This window comes from Oenococcus alcoholitolerans (assembly GCF_051852995.1).
GTDB classification, from domain to species: Bacteria; Bacillota; Bacilli; order Lactobacillales; family Lactobacillaceae; genus Oenococcus; species Oenococcus alcoholitolerans.
Window position 1 is genome coordinate 221,496 of the sequence record NZ_CP176042.1, and the last position, 20,218, is coordinate 241,713.

The 20,218-nt window shown below is 39.2% G+C and carries 18 protein-coding genes and 1 CRISPR repeat array; of the genes, 14 read left to right on the forward strand and 4 right to left on the reverse strand.

Translation table 11 applies throughout. The annotated features are described in order from the left end of the window. Nucleotides 1-22 precede the first annotated feature (22 nt). From ACKP2L_RS01635 to csn2, 5 genes are all read left to right on the forward strand, one after another. On the forward strand, nucleotides 23-1,723 hold the full coding sequence (locus ACKP2L_RS01635; RefSeq protein WP_439425651.1) for a phospho-sugar mutase: 1,701 nt from the start codon (nucleotides 23-25) through the stop codon (nucleotides 1,721-1,723). A gap of 101 nt (nucleotides 1,724-1,824) precedes the next feature. Continuing rightward, a complete protein-coding gene (cas9, locus tag ACKP2L_RS01640) occupies nucleotides 1,825-5,958 on the forward strand; it encodes a type II CRISPR RNA-guided endonuclease Cas9 (RefSeq protein ID WP_439425652.1) in 4,134 nt (1,377 codons plus the stop codon). Nucleotides 5,959-6,140: 182 nt separating this feature from the next. After that, nucleotides 6,141-7,010 carry a type II CRISPR-associated endonuclease Cas1 gene (cas1, locus tag ACKP2L_RS01645; protein WP_439425653.1) on the forward strand — a complete coding sequence of 290 codons (870 nt, stop codon included), beginning with the start codon at nucleotides 6,141-6,143 and terminating at the stop codon, nucleotides 7,008-7,010. Beyond that, the gene (cas2, locus tag ACKP2L_RS01650) at nucleotides 7,007-7,327 is read left to right on the forward strand and encodes a CRISPR-associated endonuclease Cas2 (RefSeq protein WP_439425654.1); all 321 of its coding nucleotides are present in this window, start codon (nucleotides 7,007-7,009) and stop codon (nucleotides 7,325-7,327) included. The genes cas1 and cas2 overlap by 4 nt, the downstream gene beginning before the upstream one ends. After that, nucleotides 7,324-7,989, forward strand: coding sequence for a type II-A CRISPR-associated protein Csn2 (csn2, locus tag ACKP2L_RS01655; RefSeq protein ID WP_439425655.1), 666 nt, complete (start codon nucleotides 7,324-7,326; stop codon nucleotides 7,987-7,989). Before cas2 ends, csn2 begins: the two co-directional genes overlap by 4 nt. A gap of 20 nt (nucleotides 7,990-8,009) precedes the next feature. Continuing rightward, nucleotides 8,010-9,036: direct repeats of the CRISPR family, unit length 36 nt; unit sequence GCTTCAGATGTGTGTCAGATCAATGAGGTAGAACCC. A gap of 254 nt (nucleotides 9,037-9,290) precedes the next feature. Here the strand turns inward: csn2 and ACKP2L_RS01660 are convergent. Together ACKP2L_RS01660 and ACKP2L_RS01665 are read right to left on the reverse strand one after the other, a co-directional pair. Continuing rightward, nucleotides 9,291-9,533, reverse strand: coding sequence for a hypothetical protein (locus ACKP2L_RS01660; RefSeq protein WP_439425656.1), 243 nt, complete (start codon nucleotides 9,531-9,533; stop codon nucleotides 9,291-9,293). A 19-nt stretch (nucleotides 9,534-9,552) separates the two neighbouring features. Then, nucleotides 9,553-9,864 carry a hypothetical protein gene (locus ACKP2L_RS01665; protein WP_439425657.1) on the reverse strand — a complete coding sequence of 104 codons (312 nt, stop codon included), beginning with the start codon at nucleotides 9,862-9,864 and terminating at the stop codon, nucleotides 9,553-9,555. A 215-nt stretch (nucleotides 9,865-10,079) separates the two neighbouring features. Here ACKP2L_RS01665 and ACKP2L_RS01670 point away from each other — a divergent pair, with 215 nt between their 5' ends. Then, nucleotides 10,080-10,436: a ribonuclease G gene (locus tag ACKP2L_RS01670; RefSeq protein ID WP_439425658.1), complete on the forward strand. Its 357-nt coding sequence runs from the start codon at nucleotides 10,080-10,082 to the stop codon at nucleotides 10,434-10,436. A 65-nt stretch (nucleotides 10,437-10,501) separates the two neighbouring features. After that, nucleotides 10,502-11,029, forward strand: a complete 528-nt coding sequence (locus ACKP2L_RS01675) for a GNAT family N-acetyltransferase (RefSeq protein WP_439425659.1) — start codon at nucleotides 10,502-10,504, stop codon at nucleotides 11,027-11,029. A gap of 250 nt (nucleotides 11,030-11,279) precedes the next feature. On the opposite strand, the gene ACKP2L_RS01680 is transcribed toward ACKP2L_RS01675, so the two are convergent. After that, nucleotides 11,280-12,320 carry a zinc-binding dehydrogenase gene (locus ACKP2L_RS01680; RefSeq protein WP_439425660.1) on the reverse strand — a complete coding sequence of 347 codons (1,041 nt, stop codon included), beginning with the start codon at nucleotides 12,318-12,320 and terminating at the stop codon, nucleotides 11,280-11,282. 194 nt (nucleotides 12,321-12,514) lie between these two features. Here ACKP2L_RS01680 and ACKP2L_RS01685 point away from each other — a divergent pair, with 194 nt between their 5' ends. After that, nucleotides 12,515-13,885, forward strand: coding sequence for a sugar porter family MFS transporter (locus ACKP2L_RS01685; RefSeq protein ID WP_439425661.1), 1,371 nt, complete (start codon nucleotides 12,515-12,517; stop codon nucleotides 13,883-13,885). Between the two features lie 39 nt (nucleotides 13,886-13,924). Continuing rightward, on the forward strand, nucleotides 13,925-14,959 hold the full coding sequence (locus ACKP2L_RS01690; RefSeq protein ID WP_439425662.1) for a polysaccharide pyruvyl transferase family protein: 1,035 nt from the start codon (nucleotides 13,925-13,927) through the stop codon (nucleotides 14,957-14,959). A 108-nt stretch (nucleotides 14,960-15,067) separates the two neighbouring features. Here the strand turns inward: ACKP2L_RS01690 and ACKP2L_RS01695 are convergent, their stop codons facing one another. Next, entirely contained in the window at nucleotides 15,068-15,751 is a 684-nt protein-coding gene (locus ACKP2L_RS01695; protein ID WP_439425663.1) for an SDR family oxidoreductase, read from the reverse strand. Between the two features lie 157 nt (nucleotides 15,752-15,908). Here ACKP2L_RS01695 and ACKP2L_RS01700 point away from each other — a divergent pair, with 157 nt between their 5' ends. From ACKP2L_RS01700 to ACKP2L_RS01720, 5 genes are read left to right on the forward strand one after another with little or no spacing between them, the layout of a single operon-like run. After that, entirely contained in the window at nucleotides 15,909-17,054 is a 1,146-nt protein-coding gene (locus ACKP2L_RS01700; protein ID WP_439425664.1) for an MFS transporter, read from the forward strand. Between the two features lie 33 nt (nucleotides 17,055-17,087). Further along, complete coding sequence (locus ACKP2L_RS01705) at nucleotides 17,088-17,846, forward strand: SDR family NAD(P)-dependent oxidoreductase (RefSeq protein ID WP_439425665.1); 759 nt, start codon at nucleotides 17,088-17,090, stop codon at nucleotides 17,844-17,846. Between the two features lie 21 nt (nucleotides 17,847-17,867). Further along, the gene (locus tag ACKP2L_RS01710; RefSeq protein ID WP_439425666.1) at nucleotides 17,868-18,605 is read left to right on the forward strand and encodes an SDR family oxidoreductase; all 738 of its coding nucleotides are present in this window, start codon (nucleotides 17,868-17,870) and stop codon (nucleotides 18,603-18,605) included. 24 nt (nucleotides 18,606-18,629) lie between these two features. Then, nucleotides 18,630-19,172, forward strand: a complete 543-nt coding sequence (locus tag ACKP2L_RS01715; RefSeq protein ID WP_439425667.1) for a nuclear transport factor 2 family protein — start codon at nucleotides 18,630-18,632, stop codon at nucleotides 19,170-19,172. Between the two features lie 9 nt (nucleotides 19,173-19,181). Next, nucleotides 19,182-20,168, forward strand: a complete 987-nt coding sequence (locus ACKP2L_RS01720) for an aldo/keto reductase (protein WP_439425668.1) — start codon at nucleotides 19,182-19,184, stop codon at nucleotides 20,166-20,168. Nucleotides 20,169-20,218: the final 50 nt, after the last annotated feature.

The window sequence follows — 20,218 nt, forward strand, 5'->3', positions numbered from 1 at the left end:
AAGAAAAAATTACAATGGAATTATGAGAACAAAAAAAGAGATTCAAGAGAAGATCAAAGAGTGGGAAGCGGCAGATCTGCCCGAAGGCCTGCGCTTGGAATTTGCGAATGCCAATCAAGAAAAGCTTGAGGATGCTTTTTATCAAGACCTTAATTTTGGTACAGCTGGAATGCGCGGTCTGCTTGGTGTTGGTACCAACAGGATGAATATCTACACGGTCGCTCAGACGACTGAAGCGCTTGCCCGCCATATTGATAAACAAGGGGATGAAGCTAAGAAACGCGGTGTTGTTATTTCCGGCGATTCTCGGATAAATTCTGAACTTTTTAAAAAAGTTTCGGCCGGTGTCTTGCGGGCACACGATATTACCGTTTACTTATTCAATGGACCGCATCCAACACCGGAACTGAGTTTTGCCGTTATGTATCTGCATACTTACGCCGGTATCATGATCACGGCCAGCCATAATACTAAAGAATATAACGGATATAAACTTTATGGTGAAGACGGCGGTCAATTACCGCCAAAACCAGCCGATGAGATCGTTGCTGAACGCGAAAAAGTAACTAATGTTTTTGATATAAAACAAGTAGCCGGCGGCATCAAGAAAATCGGTGCTGATATCGATAAAGCTTATCTTAAGCAAGTTGAATCAGTGACTATCGATCACGATCTGGTAAAACGCTGGGGAGATAAATTAACGATCAGTTTCACACCTTTACACGGTTCCGGCGGTGATCTTGGTTCCAGAGCTTTAAAACAGGCTGGTTTTGATAAAGTTTCGATCGTTAAAGAGCAGTTTGAGCCGGACGGGACTTTTCCGACTGTTAAATATCCTAATCCGGAGTTTCATGAGGTCTTTAAGATCTCAGAAAGTTACGGCACCGACATTGAATTAGCTGTCGACCCTGACTCGGATCGAATGGGTGTTGGTTATCGGACTGAAAAGGGTGACTATCAGTATTTGACTGGTAATCAGATCGCCGCTTTGATGATAAATTATATTTTGACGGCGCAAAAGGAAGCTGGTACTTTGCCGGATAATGGTGCTATCGTCACATCTAACGTTTCTTCTAATTTACCAGAACTGATCGCAAAGTCATTCGGTATCAAGCAATTCACTGTTCTGACCGGGTTTAAATACATTGCTGATAAGATCGTCGAATTTGATAAAAAGAAGAACTACACTTTTGAATTCGGTTTTGAGGAATCGTATGGATTTTTGATCAAGCCTTTCGTTCACGATAAAGACGCTGTTCAAGCAATTACTTTAATGTCAGAACTTGCCGCTTATTATAAGGATCGCGGTATGACGATCGGAGACGGTTTAAAAGAAATCTATGACAAGTACGGTGCTTTTGCCGAAGAATCTGATGCTACTGAATTTCCAGGCGAAAAAGGTCATCAGGAAATGACTCAAGTTATGTCTGATTTCCGGAAACGGGGACCAAAAGAATTTGGCGATACCGCTGTTAAAGTTGTTGAAGATAATCAGCTGAGATTGTCTAAAGATTTGGAAGATGGTACGACCAAAAAGATCGACCTGCCAAAAGCCAACGTTATCAAATACTGGCTGGAAGATGGTTCTTGGATCGCTTTGCGTCCATCGGGAACTGAACCGAAATTAAAGGTTTACATCGGTGCTAAGGGTGATGATATCGATGCGGCTAATAAGCAATTGGATTATTTGAAAAAGCAAGTTGGCGGCCTTTTGAAGAAGTGATAAAAAAGACTGATGATTGATGTATTTTCTTATATTAAATAAGAATATAATCAGTTTGTCAGTTTTTTTATTATCAAAAAAGCGATTAAGGGAGATCGAAAATGGCTAGTAATTCTGAAGATTATTCTGTTGGCCTTGATATTGGAACCGGTTCGGTAGGCTGGGCAGTTATGGACGATAGATATCGTTTATTACATAAGAAAGGCAAAGCCTTGATCGGTACAAGGCTTTTCGATTCTGCACAGTCTGCTGCTGAAAGACGTGGATATCGGACGACTCGTCGGCGGCTTTCGCGACGCCGTTGGCGCATAAGATTGCTCAATGAAATATTTTCTCCGGAATTGATCGCATTTGGCGATGATAATTTTTTAAGTCGTCTGAAATGGTCTTGGGTACATCCAAAAGATGCTGATAATAAACAGCATTTTTATAATGGCCGTTTATTTGATACCAAAGAAGATGATAAGAAATTTTATAAAAATTATCCTACTATTTATCATCTGCGGCAGGCTTTGATGAACGACACTAAAAAGCACGATTTAAGAGAAATATATCTTGCTATTCACCATATCGTTAAATATCGCGGTCATTTTCTGATCGAAGGGTCTGTTAGAAATGATTCGATTTTTAATGTAAATGATTTTGTTTCGTTTTTAAATGATTTTATTGCAAACAAATTTGAAGATGTTGTTTTTTCAGTTGATTCTGACGCATTATCAGCGTCTCTGACAGATACGAATAGTGCAAGGACACAGCGAGCAGCCAACGCTCATAAAAGTTTTACAGTTTTTGATCCTGACCAAGGCAAGATGTTGCAGGCAGTGCTGCAAGCTGTCGTTGGAAATCAGGTTAATTTGATCACGATCTTTGGCCTCGATGCCAAAGAAATTGATAAAGATACACAAAATAAATTTAAATTTAAGTTTTCTGATACGGATATTGACAGTAAATTAAACGATTTAGAATCCGATCTGAATGTTGATGATTTTTCTTTTGTCGAAAAACTAAAGGAGTTTTATGATGGCCTAACCTTAAAACAATTGCTTGGTGAAGACCACACTATCAGTGACGCGATGGTACGTCGTTATAAAGAACATCATAATGATTGGGATTTGATCAAAAAAAATGTTCGTAACGACGATAATGCCAACGACATCGACCAAAGTTATATCGATCTGCATGGCAGCGACGATAAAAAGATCAAAAAAGCTTTAGCATTGTTTAAATCCGAGATCGAAAATTCTTCTTTAGACCAAAACAGCAAAGAAAAACTTATCAAAAAAATTGATGATGATAAATTCCTGCCGCTTCAACGAACGAAAGATAATGGTACGATCCCGCATCAATTACATGCGAATGAACTTGAAAAGATTATTAGTAATCAAGCTGCTTATTACCCTTTTTTAAAGACAACTTTTAAAAATGCCGAAGGACAAGAGAACAATAAAATCATTGCCTTGGTTAATTTTCGCGTACCTTATTATGTAGGTCCGTTAGTTTCTGGTAAAGAAGGCAAATCTGAAAATCATTGGATGGTCAGAAAAAGCTCTGATAATATAACTCCTTGGAATATTGATAGAGTAGTCGATTTGGACTCATCAGCGAAAAATTTCATCAAGCGCTTGACAGGAACCGATACTTATTTAATCGGCGAATCAACTTTACCAAGCAATTCTCTTTTATATCAAAAATACAATGTACTGCAAGAATTAAATAATATCCGAATCAAAAATCAGCGTCTCGATGTGCCAGCTAAGCAACTAGTTTTTGAAGAACTGTTCAAAAATAAATCAAGGGGCAAAGTAACAAAAAAAGAGGTTGAAGATTTCTTAGCTATTAACGGGATCGTAAAAAAAGGAACTGAAATAGAAGGTCTTGCTGATAAAAACGGCAAACAGTTTAATAACTCCTTGACTACCTACAATTATTTGGTTTCTGTATTTGATAAGAAATTTGTTGATGATCCTAAAAATGAAGAATTGTTGGAAAAGATCACTGAATTGCAGACAGTATTTGAAGACAAAAAAGTTCTTCTCCGTCAACTAAAAAAATTAGATGGATTAACTCCGGACCTCGCTGCAAAACTTGCTAACAAACATTACACCGGTTGGGGACGTTTATCTAAGAAATTGTTAACGACAAAAATAGTTCATCACGCTGATAAAATTAGTCATCAAACTTTTAAACTTCCGGAAAATAGACAAAGCATCATCGACACTTTGTATAATACTAATTTAAATTTGATGGAAATTATTAACAACGTCAAAGATGATTATGATGTCCGTGCTTGGATAAACGCACAAAACCAAGATGATGTTGACAAACAAGATGTTTACGGGCTGATCGATGAGTTAGCGGGACCAAAAGATATCAAACGCGGTATTACACAATCTTTCAGAATCTTGGATGATATCGTTAAAGCACTTGGCCATGCGCCAAAACATGTTTTCTTAGAGTTTGCTCGTGAGACGCAAAATAGCGGCCAAACATTTTCACGCAAAAATCGAGTACAGAATTTATTGCATAATGCTGGTCTTAAAGAACTTGAACAGGATCTCGCCAAATACGATGATGCCGATTTGCGCAATGATCGTCTCTACCTTTATTTTGTTCAGCAAGGCAAAGATATGTATACCGGAAAACCAATCGATCTCGATAAATTATCTAGCCGTAATTATGATATTGATCATATTATTCCACAAGCGTACACAAAAGATGATTCTCTGGAAAATCGTGTCTTAGTGGACAGTGACATTAACAGATACAAGACTGATTCGTTAGATTATGTGCCTGGATTAGTTAATAAAATGAAAGATTTTTGGTTCGATTTATACAGACTAGGTTTTATCGGCAAAAAGAAGTTTGATAATTTGATCCGAACAAAAAGTTTCAGCGAACTTGAACGCGAACGCGAACGTTTTATAGCACGTTCTCTAGTTGAAACTCGTCAAATCATTAAAAACGTGGCCAATTTGATCGACGCACATTTCGGCGGTGAAACGAAAGCCACAGCCATTCGTTCTTCGATAACTTCCGATATGCGTAAATATGTAGATATACCTAAAAATCGTGATATAAATGATTATCACCACGCTTTTGATGCACTTTTGTTTTCAACGGTTGGACTTTACATCGAAAATAGCGGATTGATGAAAAAAGGAACCTTATCAGATGATGCCGGCAATGAATATAATAATTATGTTAAAGACTGGATCAAAAGATTCCGTAAAAATTCTAACCAGTCAAAATTAAATCCTTTTAGTTTTGTTGTCGGTTCAATGGCTGCTGCTACAAGAGGCAGAGTGGATACTAAGACTGGAGAAATCATTAAATCTAAAAATGATTTTTGGCATGAAGATGATTTTAATTATTTGCAATCAGTGATGAATTATAAAAACGTTGAGGTGACTCGTTTGAATGGCGTACATGTTGGAAAATTATATAATGAAACCGTTTATAAGAATCCTTTGCACGATAATACCAAACGAAAACTTGTTCCATATAAAGGAAATAAAAATACGCAATATTATGGCGGTTTCAGTTCGACAACATCAGCTTATTCTGCTTTGATTCGAGTTAACGCAAAAAATTCTCACAGTAATGTTGTTGTTAAAATACCGCTTGCTGTAGCAAATCAGATCGATAAAAAAATTACGACCGTTTACGACTATATATCATCACTTAATATCAAAGGTTTTGAGCTGGTTATTTTGGATTCGATCAAATTAGGACAGCTCGTTAAAGAGTCCGATGGTTCATTGTTCTTTTTGGCTTCGTCTGAGTATAAACATAATGCAAAAGAACTTTGGCTGCCTATTAATATATATAAAATAGTCGGGAAAAATTTGGTAACCAAAATGCCTGATCAAGATAATTTGATTAAAATATTTGATTCTATCACCTCGTCAGAGGTTGAGAAACGTTTTCGTTTTTATAAAAATGATATCGTTCACTTGCGTTCGTTGAGAAGTGAATTTTTGCAGCTGGATCTGTCCAAACAACAAAACCTGCTTGCTGACTTGATCCATATATTAGGAAATGATGCTGGATACCGCGATCCAATCAAAAAGTACTTTAAATCAGAAAAGGCTTGGAAAACACTTCACACTCAGGATCATGGTCAAGGCGGCATTAAATTGAGCGATGATGCAGAGTTTATATTTCAATCACCAACTGGATTATTTACAAAGACGGTGTCTGTATCTGATCTTTACGAAAAAAAAGCAAGGAAATGATTCCTTGCTTTTAGTATATGTATTTGGCCATACGGCCGAATCACTTACGTGAAACTTTTAAGCTTGACCGAAGTCTTGCTTTACTTCAATTTATGTGTGTCAGATCAATGAGTTAGAACCCATCAAAATTGGGATGATCGATCCCAGAAACAATTAAAACATATCCGAAAGTGATTTTCAATATGGCTTGGCGAAATATATTAATAAATCAGCATTGCAAAATTTCCTATAAATTAAATATGTGCATCGTACAAACAGATACAGATGTGAGACAGATCCCTGTTGAAGACATTAGGGTCTTAATCATTGGTACGACCCGCGCTGTCATCACGGCTTATGCAGTGATGGAACTTTTACGGCGGCAAGTCCGTGTTTTGTTTACTGATGATAAATCTTTTCCAATTGGCGAGATCAATAATTACATCGGCAATGGTAATCGGAATCAAAATATCCAAAAACAAATCAGTTGGAGGACTGAGAGAAAACATCTTCTTTGGAAAAAGATAGTCCAAACAAAAATAACAAATCAAGCAGCTTGCTTGAAGGGCTTTCAGAAAGATGATCAATCACTTTTGGATTTGATTCCGGAAATTATGGATAATGACAGCTCTAACAGAGAAGCAGTCGCGGCGAGATTATACTTTACACGTTTGTTTGGCAAAGATTTTGTGCGTCACGATGATGATCAAAAAATAAATTTTCTGCTAAATTATGGTTATTCAATACTGCTTTCAACTGTTTCGCGAGAAATATCAGCTAATGGATATTTAACTGAAATTGGTATTCATCATGATAGTCAGGAAAATCAATATAATCTTGCCTGTGATTTGATGGAAGTTTTTCGTCCGGCTATTGATCGAGCTGTTTTTCAAATGAAAGAGTATGAACTGACCCTGGAAAATAAAATCACTTTAATAGAGATTTTTGATCAAGAGATTTCGTATTTAGGACAATCTAATACTATCAATTCGGCAATAACGTTATTTGTTAGAAAAAGTTTGAACTTTTTATCGGGAATTGATGACCAAATGGAAGCTGATGTTGAGATATGAGGTATCGAATAATGCGGTTGATGATTTTTTTTGATTTACCAACTTTAACGCCTAATGATCGTCGTAACTATCGTCTTTTTAGAAAGGCCTTAATTAACGAAGGATTTTTGATGATCCAAGAAAGTGTTTATGTACGGGTAACTGTTAATCGGAAGTCAGCTGAATTTATGGAACGAAGGATCGCTTCTTTATGTCCTTCAAGCGGGTTGGTTCAATCTTTGATAGTTACGGAAAAACAGTATGTGGGGATGAAGTTTTTAGTCGGAACACCATCTGATGATATTAGAAATACTGACGACAAGGTGATAGTAATATGAATGATTTGTTATTGACTTTTTATCCCAGCGAGCCGATCAAAATCAAAATTGGTATTAATGTTTTAACCATTGAAGATCCCTTTCATTTTTATAATTTCTGCCAACAACTGCAGATTGATAATGACAAAACAATTCTTTCTCGCGATAACAAGATTTTGCCTCTAGAAAAGTTTTCTGTTTATTTTGGTGACATAACTTTATTCCATGATTTAAATAAAATCTATAACAAATTGATAAATGATACTTTTGTCAATAATTTGGATGAATTTGATTTAAAAGAGATTTTTGATCTGACTAATAAAGTTAACAATGTATTTAACAAAGTTATTTTAGATAAAAACTTGCCATTTTCTTTTTCCTCTAATTTTGACATTTCTGATTTAGTAAAGGATAAAAAAATTCAAGTGAATCCACTTACTGGGGATCGTCCCTACGACAAGTTCCGAAGTATAATTGAATTATCATCTGAGTTGTCAGATCCTCGGATGCTCATTTTTACCAATTCTTTGATCTATTTATCTAAAGCAGAATTAGCAGAGTTGATCACTTTTGCTAGTCAAATGGAAAGAAATGTTTTGTTTCTAGAAAGGTTTGAATCTAAGATCGATGTACCAGAAGCAGCTGCGAACTATTTTTTTGATAAAGACTTTACAATATTTTAAAAAATACGAACGCGTGGTCTGCTTCAGATGTGTGTCAGATCAATGAGGTAGAACCCCCATTTTAATCATTTGCAGATAATCGACTAGCTTCAGATGTGTGTCAGATCAATGAGGTAGAACCCTAACAGCTAAACAGAACTCTATTGCTAGCAGCTTCAGATGTGTGTCAGATCAATGAGGTAGAACCCAAAACGGTAAAAGTAACGCCAAAGGGTCAAGCTTCAGATGTGTGTCAGATCAATGAGGTAGAACCCGTTAGATAAAATCCATCAGCAGGAGAAGTCGCTTCAGATGTGTGTCAGATCAATGAGGTAGAACCCAAAGTCAGACAACCGTTGTATATATTGGCAGCTTCAGATGTGTGTCAGATCAATGAGGTAGAACCCATCAATTCATTTAATTTATCATAATCAATTGCTTCAGATGTGTGTCAGATCAATGAGGTAGAACCCAACAGTTTCTATCGTACTCAAAGGAACCCTGCTTCAGATGTGTGTCAGATCAATGAGGTAGAACCCTTGAATTGCCAAAAGAAAACTGGGCGTTACGCTTCAGATGTGTGTCAGATCAATGAGGTAGAACCCTATGGCGATAAATTCAACTGATTCAAATGGGCTTCAGATGTGTGTCAGATCAATGAGGTAGAACCCTCTAAATATGGTCAACTATGATGCATATGGGCTTCAGATGTGTGTCAGATCAATGAGGTAGAACCCACCAACTGCCAGCTGTTCCAGAAGTATAATGCTTCAGATGTGTGTCAGATCAATGAGGTAGAACCCGTCACATCGACAAATATAGCTAACGGGCTGGCTTCAGATGTGTGTCAGATCAATGAGGTAGAACCCCTCGGACTACCTCCACAATGGTGTTGACCAGCTTCAGATGTGTGTCAGATCAATGAGGTAGAACCCTTATTAAAATGATATATACTTGTTCTCGTTAGCTTCAGATGTGTGTCAGATCAATGAGGTAGAACCCTGAGAAGTTTGGCGAAATCAAACCCTCTGTGCTTCAGATGTGTGTCAGATCAATGAGGTAGAACCCGCGTCTTTGCTGCCATAGTGGTAGTTTAAAATAAAGGCGAACAAATGTTCGTATATCAGTTAAAAAGGAGCAAATCACCAAAATGCCTTCAAATACAACTACTTTGTCAAGATGAAAAATGGTTTCACCGTTGACGACTTGGAAAATCGGATTCAGGAAAAAAGGGGAGAACTCAAAAACGCAGCAGCGATGACCACCGGAGCCAAGAGCCTTGGTATGGCGGAAATCGCAACTGCGTTAAATTGAAATTACTTTTATTCAGACTTTCTTTTACCAACAAAGCCGTCTTTCTTAAAATGATGATAACTAGTTGGCAAACCTAATGCTAAGGCCACTAACACAACCACAATAGAGGCAAGTAACCGACCGTTAGCAGTGAAGGCGGGTTCAGCATAAATACTGAAAATGATCACACCGGCCAAGATAATATACGATACTGGCCACAGAATATCAAAGATTAAACGGGATCGATTGCTATTTTTTTTACGATCAGTCATTATTAGTTCCTTTCAATTATCAATTCAAATCAGCCGTAGCAGGTCCTTGGGTGACACTGGCTTGTAATCCGGTGTAATTAGAGTTCTTATAAAAATTATAATGTACTTCATATTCAATCCAACCACTTCCAATGATCTTGTAGGTGTAATAATAGGAGACATATTTGCCCTTAGGGGTCTTGTGATTAGGGTAAATGACCCCAACGTAACCAAGTACTGCGGCGGCGATATCACTAGCTGTTCCAATAAATGCACCTATTCCATAACTGATCCCACTTGAATAAATGAGTATACCAATTTCACCAGCTAGCTTCTTGTTAGCCTGATCCACTTTATAAGCTCTCAGTGTAGTATGAAAGGTTTTTCCTCTTGTCCAAGTACTTGCCGCCTTAGCACTAACAGCCAAGGGCTTCAGATGTGTGTCAGTTCAACAAGGTAGAACCCCTATTAAAAAATGAATTATTAAGCGAAACTTAAGAGTGCTGCTTAAAACCGTGCAGGAGCAAAAAAATATCTTAATTATGGCTTTATCAAAAAGGAGAACATATGGCTTTAGAAGAAAATAGCAAAAAAGTTCCAGATGAAATCAAAGGCTGGAACTGGGGTGCTTTTATGAACAATATTTTTTGGGGGATCGGCAATAGGAGTTATTTGCCGCTGCTTTGTTTGATACCGCTTTTTAATATTTTTTGGGTATTTGTCTGTGGTTTTAAAGGCAATGAATGGGCTTGGCAAAAGGGTGATTACAAAGATGTTGAAACTTTTAAGGCGGTTCAAGCTACTTGGAATCGAGCCGGGCTTTTTCAGTTCATTATTTTTGTAATTTTTATAATACTTTATATAGTCATTTTTGCAGCTTTTTTCGCGGCTGTATTAAGCAGCTTTGACCGACCTGATTATTGATTTTGTTCCAATGATTTTTGGTGTGATATATTTGTCTTAATTTATTTTTTTGTGAGGGCTGGATATTGACTAAAGTTTATATTCGCAAGGCAACTATTTATGACATCGACCGAATGGTTCAATTGATCGATCAGGGCAAAAAATTATTGGCTGATCAGGGGATCCCTCAGTGGCAGAAAGGTTATCCGCGGCGAGAAGATCTTTTAGAAGATATTAAAAGATCATGGACCTATTTGTTGATATTTGACCAAGATATCGTTGGTACAGCTACTATTTTTCAGCTGCCGGACCCTAATTACGCTGATATATATCAAGGAAAATGGCAGGGCGATCCTCAACAAAAATACGCGACTATCCACCGCATCACTATCGATCCGCATTTTTCCGGCAATCATTTAGGCGATTATTTTTTTAGTGATTTGATCAGTGAAGCTTATCGGCTGGGATACCGGCAATTGCGCATCGATACTCATGTTAAAAACAAGCGGATGCAGCATTTGGCAGCTAAGTTCTCCTTTGATTACGCTGGAATCATTTACTTGGATCATGATGATACTGATCAGCGCAATGCTTATCAGCTATTCTTATCTTGACTCAAATTTTTTCAATAATAAAATCTACTATCGTACCAAGCAAGGAGACAAAAACGTTTTTGCCTTCTTTTCTTTTCTCTCTGAAATCCCTAGAAAAAAATGTGATCAATATGATCAGCGCAATTAAAAAAACTATTGTAATAAATATGGATATCAATTTGCTTTAATTAAATTATAGGAGCAAATAAAGTATTTTTGTTAAAATAAAAACCCGTTTGATATAAACGGGTTTCAAAATTTGATTTAATTATCAGTCAACGACTAGCATAGACTTGATCGCTTCACGGTTCTTCATTGCTTGATAAGCATCATCTACTTGATCAAGCGGGAAGCTCTTAGTGAAGACTTTTCCAGGATTGATATCACCCTTCAAAACAGCATCAAGCAAAAAACCTTTATCGTAAGTGGTAACAGAGGCTGGTCCACCAGCTAAGACAAGGTTCCTCATGAATGGTGCAGAAATATCTGTCTTTGGTGTATGTGGCAAGCCGACACGGCCGACTGTAGCACCTGGACGGATAACTTTCATAGCTGTATCAGTAGAAAGTTCAGTACCAACACATTCCAAAACGGCATCAGCACCGTCACCATTAGTCAGATCCATAACTTTTTGAACCGCTTCGTCACCGCGCTCAGCAACGATATCAGTTGCGCCAAATTCCTTAGCTAATTTTTGACGGTCTTCATGACGGCTCATAGCGATTATGCGCTTGGCTCCGCGCATTTTTGCTGCGATAACTCCGCAAAGTCCGACGGCGCCATCACCAACAACGACAACAGTATCGCCGGCTTTAACGTGTGCAACACGTGCGGCGTGATAACCGGTTGCCATGACATCAGCTAATGTCAGCAAAGACTTTAACATTCCTTCAGTATAATCTTCAGGCTTGCCTGGAACCTTTACCAATGCCCATTGTGCATGCTGATAACGAGCATATTCAGCTTGGAAGCCGGAACTGAAGTTATCGGTATGGCTTTGGCAGCCGCCTTCGTAACCTGCAAGACAAGCAGCGCAATGGCCGCAGCCGTGAGTAAATGGTGCGATAACGAAGTCGCCGGGCTTTACGGTAGTAATAGCACTGCCGACTTCTTCTACGATACCGATGGCTTCATGACCGGTATTTTCGGAATTAGCTTCCTTTTGGTCTTGACCACCATAGGCCCACAAATCAGAGCCGCAGACACAAGCTCTTACGACACGGATGATCGCGTCGTCATCGGCTTGTATTTTTGGCTTTTCAACATCTTTGATATCGACTTTTCCAGCCTTAACAAACACTGTAGTTTTCATATTTTTCGCTTCCTACCTGTTATTTTACAACATAAATAATTCACAATAAAAGATTATTTTTTGTAAGTTAACTAATTTTTAAAAAGTAAAAAATTTAATTTAGTGCTAGGCTTTAAATACTAGGGTAGTTTTATAGCTTATGGGTATACGTGTGCCTAATTATTTCGATCCTAAATATATAAAGAAAGGAAAGTATGGCGAAAAAGAGTATAAAAATAAGTAATTCATTTCTAAAATATAGTGCCTATGTGATATCCTTAGGCGGTTTTTTGTTTGGATATGATACAGGTGTCATCAATGGAGCGCTTGCTTTTATGAGCAAAAGAAGCGAGTTGAATCTTTCACCTGGACTTCAAGGAGTCGTTTCCAGCGCTTTGGTTCTCGGCGCATGTTTGGGGGCTCTTGGCTGCGGCAGGATCGCAGATAAGTTCGGCAGGAAAAAAACTTTGCGTTGGATAGCAGCTCTGTTCACTATATCGACTTTTCTTTGTGCTGCTTCGATCAATTTTTGGCTGATAACTATTTTTCGTTTTTTGTTGGGAATTGCCGTTGGCGCTGCTTCCAGTCTTTCACCGATGTATTTGGCTGAGATATCTCCGGCTCCTGTCCGATCAGCCAACGTTAACAAGAATGCAGTTTTTATTGTATTTGGCCAGTTAGTCGCTTTTTGTGTTAATGCGGTCTTAGGCAATATTTGGGGTGATTGGGAACCGATCTGGCGTGTAATGATCGTTTCAGCAAGCATTCCGGCGATCATTTTATGGATAAATTCATTTCATATCGTCGGCAGTCCTCATTGGTTATTGCTTAAAAACAAGTTTAAACGGGCTCGCAAAGTATTTACCTCGCTTGGCTTTAGTCAGACCAGTTTAAAAAATATCGAGAAAAAAGTTAAAAATAGTGAAGGAAATAACGACAAGATATCTTGGAAAAATATTCTGCTTAGACCCAGCCTGATCTATTTATTGGTGTCTGGTATCTTGATAGCTTTGGTTCAGCAGATATCAGGTATCAATACGGTCATGTATTATGGCACGATCTTGATGGAAAAAGTCGGTATGGGTCGAGGCGGATCTTTATATGCCAACATCTTGATCGGAATCGTTTCGCTGCTGGCAAGTATTATCGGGACGCGGATGATCGATCGTTATGATCATCATAAAATGCTTTTATTAGGATTGACCGGTAACGTGATTTTTCTGATCTTGCTCGGTTTGACTTTACAAGTTCATTTTCCGATTCAGGCTGTAACAAATATTTTAGTTTTGGTTTTTCTGACATTGTTTCTGGCCAGCCATCAAGGGATCGTTAGTCCGGTAACTTGGCTGCTCTTGTCGGAAATATTTCCCGGGAAAGTTAAGGCTAGATTCATGTCGATTTCGACAGCTGTAACTTGGATCACGAACTTTTTCATCAGCCTCATTTATCCGGTTCTGATATCCCTTTTGGGAACAGCACTAGTATTTTTTATTTTTGCTGCAAGCAACGGCTTGAGCATTCTTATTTCCGTTTTTGTTTTAAATGCGAAAAAAATCAAAAAAGCTTATCAAAAGAATTCTTTGTAAGTTTAAAGTTTGAATCATGTTTCAAATAAGGAGAAAATAATGACAGATTTTTATATTGAAACAACTAAAGCAGATAAAACTCTACCGATAAATAGTCGACCAAAATTTTTTGCTTTTGGCATCCCCAGTTATACCAATTTAGGCGATCAAGCGGTCTCTTTGGCACAAAGGGCTTATATTGAGCATGAATTTCCTGAATTTCAGTATATTGAGATCCTTGAAGAAGATAATGATGCGGGGATCGAAGCTGTAAAAAAAATCATTACCTCACAAGATATCGTTTCCTTTGTCGGCGGAGGAAATATGGGCAATTTATATCTTGACCATGAGCGGGCGCGGCGAAAAGTATTTTCGACTTTTGTCAATAATTTGACGATCTCATTTCCGCAGTCGATCCATTTTGAAGACAATGAGCAAGGACAACGCGAACAAAAGCTGAGTCAAGAAGCCTACCAAAAAAATCCGCACTTGGTTTTGATCGCTAGAGACGCGCAAAGCTATCATCGAATGCAGACGACTTTTAATAATCATGTTATTTTCACACCTGACATGGTCCTGTATTTTAAAGCTGTTGATTATTCTTTGAAACGTTCAGGCGCCTTATTTGTCTTGCGTCACGATGGCGAAAAGGTCGTCAAAGAATCTTTGATAGGATCGATCAAGCAGCTTTTGGATAATGGCCGCCCCTTGAAAAAAACTGATACGGTGTTGGATAGTGTCGATCGGATCACACCAATTAATCGCGAGAAGCTGATCGTTGATGAATTAAAACTTTTTTCTCAACAAGAGATCATTATTACCGATCGCTGGCATGCAATGGTCTTCTCTGTTTTGACCGGTACTCCTTGTTTATTGTTCGGAAATAGTTACGGTAAAGGCAAGCATGCTTACTTTGATTGGTTGGAACATATTGATTGGATCGGCTACACTGACGAAGAAGACCTTGACCGGATCGATCAGCAAATTTCAAAGTTGATCAAAACCAAAAAACATGCTTATGATATTCGGGCTGATTTCAAACAATTAGACAGTCTTATCAAATACCATTTAGAGATGTCTGGAAGAAACATTTGATCGATCGATTTATTTGTTTAGTATGATGCCGCCTCATAAAAAAATCCCTAAGTTTTTGTCTTGATAACTTAAACTTTTGGGATTTTTTAATTTGGTATTTTATTTTGATCAGATCTCTTGTTTGCGCGGACGAACGATCAATTCGGAAACTGATACGTGATCCGGCTGGTCGACCATATACAAAACGGCATTTGCAAGATCTTCCGGACGAACAGCATAATCGAGATCGTCATTAGAACTTTCTGTGATCGCTTTTTGGATCGCTTCATTGCCGATCGAATTTGTCAATTCAGTACGAGTAGCACCTGGAGTGATGATCGATGAACGAATACCATTTTCGCGTTCTTCTTGGCGCAAAACTTCCATGATCGCTCTAACAGCGAACTTTGATCCTGAATAAGCAGCACCAGCCGGCATCACGACATGGCCGACAACTGAAGAAGTGGAAATGATCAATCCTGATTTCTGTTTGTGCATCTGCGGCAAAGAAGCTTTAATGCCATTCAAAACACCGATCACGTTAGTATCAAAAGTTTTCTTCCAAACATCGATATTATAACTTGGATCAGCAAGCATACCTAAAGGCATGATACCTGAATTATTAAACGTAACATCAAGTCTGCCCCATTTCTCGATCGCTAGATCAATGGTTGCTTGGACCTGTTCAGGTACGGTTACATCGGCGACAGAGTAGGCGATGTTTTCAGGAAATTTAACTTCTTTTGATATCTCCTGCAGTCTTGCTTCGCGCCGGCCAGCGATAACGACCTTGGCTCCATGCTCATTAAGCAAATTAGCAGTGGCGCGGCCGATCCCTTATAGCCAAGGATTGGTCAATTTAGGCCATATTGAAGCAAATGGTGCCGACTGGAAGAATTATCCGGTAGGAACCGAAGCACATTTTGAATTAGCTTAATGAAATCGATTAAATTTTGGATGGAGTATCTTTTTGAAAAATAGAAATAACCTAATAGTTTTAATACTAATGATCGGTGTTTTTGGGATCTTGAACACCGAAATGGGGATCGTTGGTATCATACCGCTGATCGCGAGAGTTTTTAGCGTCAGTGTACCGACTGCTGGATTTTTAGTCAGCGGTTTTGCTTTGGTCGTTGTTTTTGCCGGGCCGACCATGCCGCTTGTTTTTGCTAAAGTAAATCGAAAAACGGCCATGCCGCTGGCCTTAGGGATTTTTGTTATCGCCAACTTAGTATCTGCCCTGACCAGTAATTTCGGTCTGCTGCTGGCCGCCCGTATCATCCCGGTGGTATTTCACGCTTTATATATCTCGATGGCCTTTTCAGTTGCGGCCGAACTGGCAGAGCCGGGGCAAGAAGCACGAGCCTCATCTAGGATCTTTATAGGTGTCTCTGCCGGAATGGTTTTGGGAGTGCCGATAACCAATCTGATCGCTCATTCGATTTCCTTTTCTGCAGCTATGTTCTTCTTTATGGCTGTCAACGCTTTTTCATTCATCGCTACGCTGATCTTCGTGCCATCGATACCAGTCGAGAATGCTATTTCAAGCGGTCAGCAGGTTAGTGTGCTGAAAAAACCGGAAATGATCCGAGCTTTGTTTATCGTTATTTTCCTAAACGGTTCCATTTTCGGATTTTACAGCTTTTTATCTGATTTCTTGGAAAAGATCACTGGTTTGACGCCACCGTCTGTCAGCAGTTCTTTGCTTATTTATGGAATCGCCAATATTATCGGTAACTTCGCTGCCGGAAGGGCTTTGGCAGAAAACGACAAAGCGACCGTTAAGATCCTGCCTTTTGCTTTGATGATTTCATACCTGTTATTGTTCTTTTTCGGGTCATTCAACTTGTTATCATTTGTTTGGGTCACCTTTATTGGTTTCTTCGCTGGTATCAATTCCAACATGAATCAATACATCGTTACCCAAGCCGGCAAAGAAGCGACCGTCTTTTCAAATGGTATGTATTTGACGGCTGCTAATTTAGGTACCACTGTCGGTACTTACATTTGCGGTTTGTTTATCGATTCGATCGGTACGCGTTATTCATTATTTGGTACTTTCATCTTCATAATTTTGGGTCTGGTCTTTATTTTGTTCAGAAGAAAAGAAGCTTAGGAAGATTTATTTATAGATCAAAAGGAGCTTGAAATGGATATAAGATTTGATGATAAAGTCGTTTTGGTCACCGGTGCAAGCAGTGGTATCGGTGAGGCGACCGCAAAAATGTTTGCTGAGTCTGGTGCGACTGTTGTTTTGGCCGCCCGCCGAGAAGAACTTCTCAAAAAAATAACTGATGATATCAAAAAATCTGGTCACAAAGCATCATATTTCGTTTGCGATGTGACAGATGAAGAACAAGTCAAAAAAATGATCGATCAGATCGACCATGATTATGGAAAATTGGATTTTGCCTTCAATAATGCCGGGATCATGCCTGACGATGTTGAAACAGCCGATGTGGCTTTGTCAGAATTCGATCGGGTCATCAATGTCAATTTGCGGAGCGTTTTCATTTCTATGAAATACGAGTTGAAAGAAATGCTCAAGCAGGGCGAAAAGATCGAACGTGCGATCGTCAACTGTTCTTCGATCGGCGGCTTGATCGGTATGCCGGGAAGATCTGCTTATCATGCTTCTAAGCACGCTGTGACTGGTCTTACTAAAAGCTCGGCTTTGGAATATGCCACTAGGCACATTCGTATCAATGCTGTTTGCCCAGCAACGATCGAAACGCCGATGGTTGATAGAATGAAGAAATCCGGTGCGATCACAGACGTTATCGAACCGATCGGCAGAGTCGGCCGTCCAGAGGAAGTTGGTTCAGCTGTTCTTTGGCTTTGCAGTGATGGCGCAAGTTATGTCACTGGCCAATCAATAGCAGTCGATGGCGGATATACGATTCAATAAAAAATAAAAAAGAGGATGTTTATGACTGTTGAAAACAAAGTTGTTGTTGTTACAGGTGCTTCTAGCGGGATCGGTGCTTCGACCGTTAAGCTTTTAGTTAAAGGCGGTGCTAAAGTCGTTTTTGGTGCCCGCCGTCAAGAAAAACTCGAAGAAGTGGCAAGCGGTCTTGATCCTGATCAAATCGCCTTTCAAGAAACTGATGTTACTGATTATCAGCAAGTAAAAAGTCTTGTTCAGCTGGCGGTCGACCGTTTCGGCAAAGTAGATGCTTTGTTCAATAATGCCGGGATCATGCCGATGGCAGCTGTCTCCGAGGATAACCGTGACGAATGGCAACAGATGCTGAATATAAATGTCATGGGTGTCCTTAATGGTATTTCAGCGGTTTTGCCGATCATGCACAGGCAAGGGTATGGTCATATTCTAGCGACAGATTCTCTGGCTGGATATAAAGTTTACCCTAACTTGGCTGTATATTGCGGAACCAAGTTTGCTGTTCGCGCTATCTTAGAAGGCGTCCGCCAAGAAGAGATCAAAAATAAGATCAGGACAACACTGATCGCGCCGGGAATGGTCGAAACAGAGCTTTATAAATCGATTAGCGATCCGAAGACGGCTAAAAACTTAGTCGATACTTGGCATGAAGAAAACCATGCGTTAAAAGCCGAAGATATTGCCGATTTGGTCGTTTATGCGATCGGTCTGCCAAATTATGTTTCGATCAATGAAGTTAAGATCCGCCCTTCAGTTGAATTGTAAGCAGATCCGCTTTGGAGTTTTAAAATGTCGCAATTCGATAATGATATACAAAGAAGATTGACAAGGCTTGAAGATATCCAAAAAATCAAAGATCTTAAGTCAAAATATGCACAGTTTCTTGATAATGGCTATGATCCTGATGGCATCGCCGGACTATTTGCAGAAGGCGGCAAGTGGATCATAGAAAACAAAGAAATAACCGGTAAAGACGCTGTTAAAGAACAATGCCGCAAGTTGATAAAGGCGCAGCCGTGGTCTTTTCATAATATAACACCTTATGATATTCATATAGATGCAGACGGTGATCACGCTAGAGGGAATTTTTATGTTATCGCTCTTTTGACGATCAGAAATAAGAATGGTGAAGATGGTGCTTATATTCTGCCCGGTGTGTTCAATGACGAATTTGTTAAAAAAGGCGATCAATGGTTTTTCTCAAAAGTGGAAGCCTTTATCAAGCAGTCAGCACCTTGGACTGAAGGATGGGTCCGAGGCGGATTTTCTAAGGGTTTTTTCGATCTTGATAAATTATTATTATTTAGTTGCAGGTTGTTTTTAAAAAAATAGGAGGTTATTATGCAATACAAAAATCTTGGACGTACCGGCCTAAAAGTCAGCAGACTGGTATTGGGAACAATGAATTTTGGTGAGCTGACCGACGAAGAAACTGCTTTTAAAATAATGGATCGAGCTTTAGAAGCAGGGATCAATACTTTTGATACAGCCGATGTTTATGGCGGACCACAAAGCCTGGACATGAAAAAAGGTTATGGGAAGTCTGAAGAAATAGTCGGCCGCTGGCTTGCTAAGACTGGAAATCGAGACAAGATCGTTTTGGCCACGAAAGTTTATCAGCCGATGGGAACTGGAGCAAACGACCGCGGATTGTCTGCTTACCACATCAGAAGAGCTGCCGAAGCCAGTCTGAAGCGTTTGCAAACTGATCATATCGATCTTTATCAGATGCATCACATTGATTCTAATACCCCTTGGGCCGAAGTTTGGCAGGCAATGGGTCAATTGATCCGCGAAGGCAAGATAACTTATGTCGGCAGCAGTAATTTTGCCGGCTGGAATATCGCGACTGCTCAAAAAGAAGCTGAAGAACGGCATATGCTTGGATTGGCTTCTGAGCAAAGTTTGTATAATTTGAGCAATCGTGCTTTGGAATTAGAAGTTATTCCGGCACTTAGGTATTACAATATCGGTTTGATCGTTTGGAGCCCGATCGGTATGGGCCTGCTTGCTGGCGATTTCGATCAGTCTTCTAAGGGACGCCGTCATACAGCTGATTTGGAAAACAGGATCCAACAGCATAAAAAGCAGCTGGAAGAATATCAAGACCTCTGCAAGGAGATCGGTGAAGAACCGTCAGTAGTTGCTTTGGCTTGGCTGCTGCATAATCCAGTCGTTACTGCGCCTATTACCGGTCCTCGTACCGTTGAACAATTGGATAAGAGTTTGCATGCTCTTGATGTCAAACTTTCTGATGATGTTTTAAAGCGGCTTGATGAGATTTGGCCAGGACCTGGTGGAGAAGCTCCTAAAGCTTATGCATGGTAATTTTATTTTCTAGACCATGCACATGATCAATTGAATAAGCAGTCTTTTTA

What these genes read in the sequence shown, in the direction of transcription:
- ACKP2L_RS01635 (WP_439425651.1), top strand. Translation starts at nt 23, where the DNA reads ATGAGAACAAAAAAAGAGATTCAAGAGAAGATCAAAGAGTGGGAAGCG.
- cas9 (WP_439425652.1), top strand. Translation starts at nt 1,825, where the DNA reads ATGGCTAGTAATTCTGAAGATTATTCTGTTGGCCTTGATATTGGAACC.
- cas1 (WP_439425653.1), top strand. Translation starts at nt 6,141, where the DNA reads ATGGCTTGGCGAAATATATTAATAAATCAGCATTGCAAAATTTCCTAT.
- cas2 (WP_439425654.1), top strand. Translation starts at nt 7,007, where the DNA reads ATGAGGTATCGAATAATGCGGTTGATGATTTTTTTTGATTTACCAACT.
- csn2 (WP_439425655.1), top strand. Translation starts at nt 7,324, where the DNA reads ATGAATGATTTGTTATTGACTTTTTATCCCAGCGAGCCGATCAAAATC.
- ACKP2L_RS01660 (WP_439425656.1), bottom strand. Translation starts at nt 9,533, where the DNA reads ATGACTGATCGTAAAAAAAATAGCAATCGATCCCGTTTAATCTTTGAT.
- ACKP2L_RS01670 (WP_439425658.1), top strand. Translation starts at nt 10,080, where the DNA reads ATGGCTTTAGAAGAAAATAGCAAAAAAGTTCCAGATGAAATCAAAGGC.
- ACKP2L_RS01680 (WP_439425660.1), bottom strand. Translation starts at nt 12,320, where the DNA reads ATGAAAACTACAGTGTTTGTTAAGGCTGGAAAAGTCGATATCAAAGAT.
- ACKP2L_RS01685 (WP_439425661.1), top strand. Translation starts at nt 12,515, where the DNA reads ATGGCGAAAAAGAGTATAAAAATAAGTAATTCATTTCTAAAATATAGT.
- ACKP2L_RS01690 (WP_439425662.1), top strand. Translation starts at nt 13,925, where the DNA reads ATGACAGATTTTTATATTGAAACAACTAAAGCAGATAAAACTCTACCG.
- ACKP2L_RS01705 (WP_439425665.1), top strand. Translation starts at nt 17,088, where the DNA reads ATGGATATAAGATTTGATGATAAAGTCGTTTTGGTCACCGGTGCAAGC.
- ACKP2L_RS01710 (WP_439425666.1), top strand. Translation starts at nt 17,868, where the DNA reads ATGACTGTTGAAAACAAAGTTGTTGTTGTTACAGGTGCTTCTAGCGGG.
- ACKP2L_RS01715 (WP_439425667.1), top strand. Translation starts at nt 18,630, where the DNA reads ATGTCGCAATTCGATAATGATATACAAAGAAGATTGACAAGGCTTGAA.
- ACKP2L_RS01720 (WP_439425668.1), top strand. Translation starts at nt 19,182, where the DNA reads ATGCAATACAAAAATCTTGGACGTACCGGCCTAAAAGTCAGCAGACTG.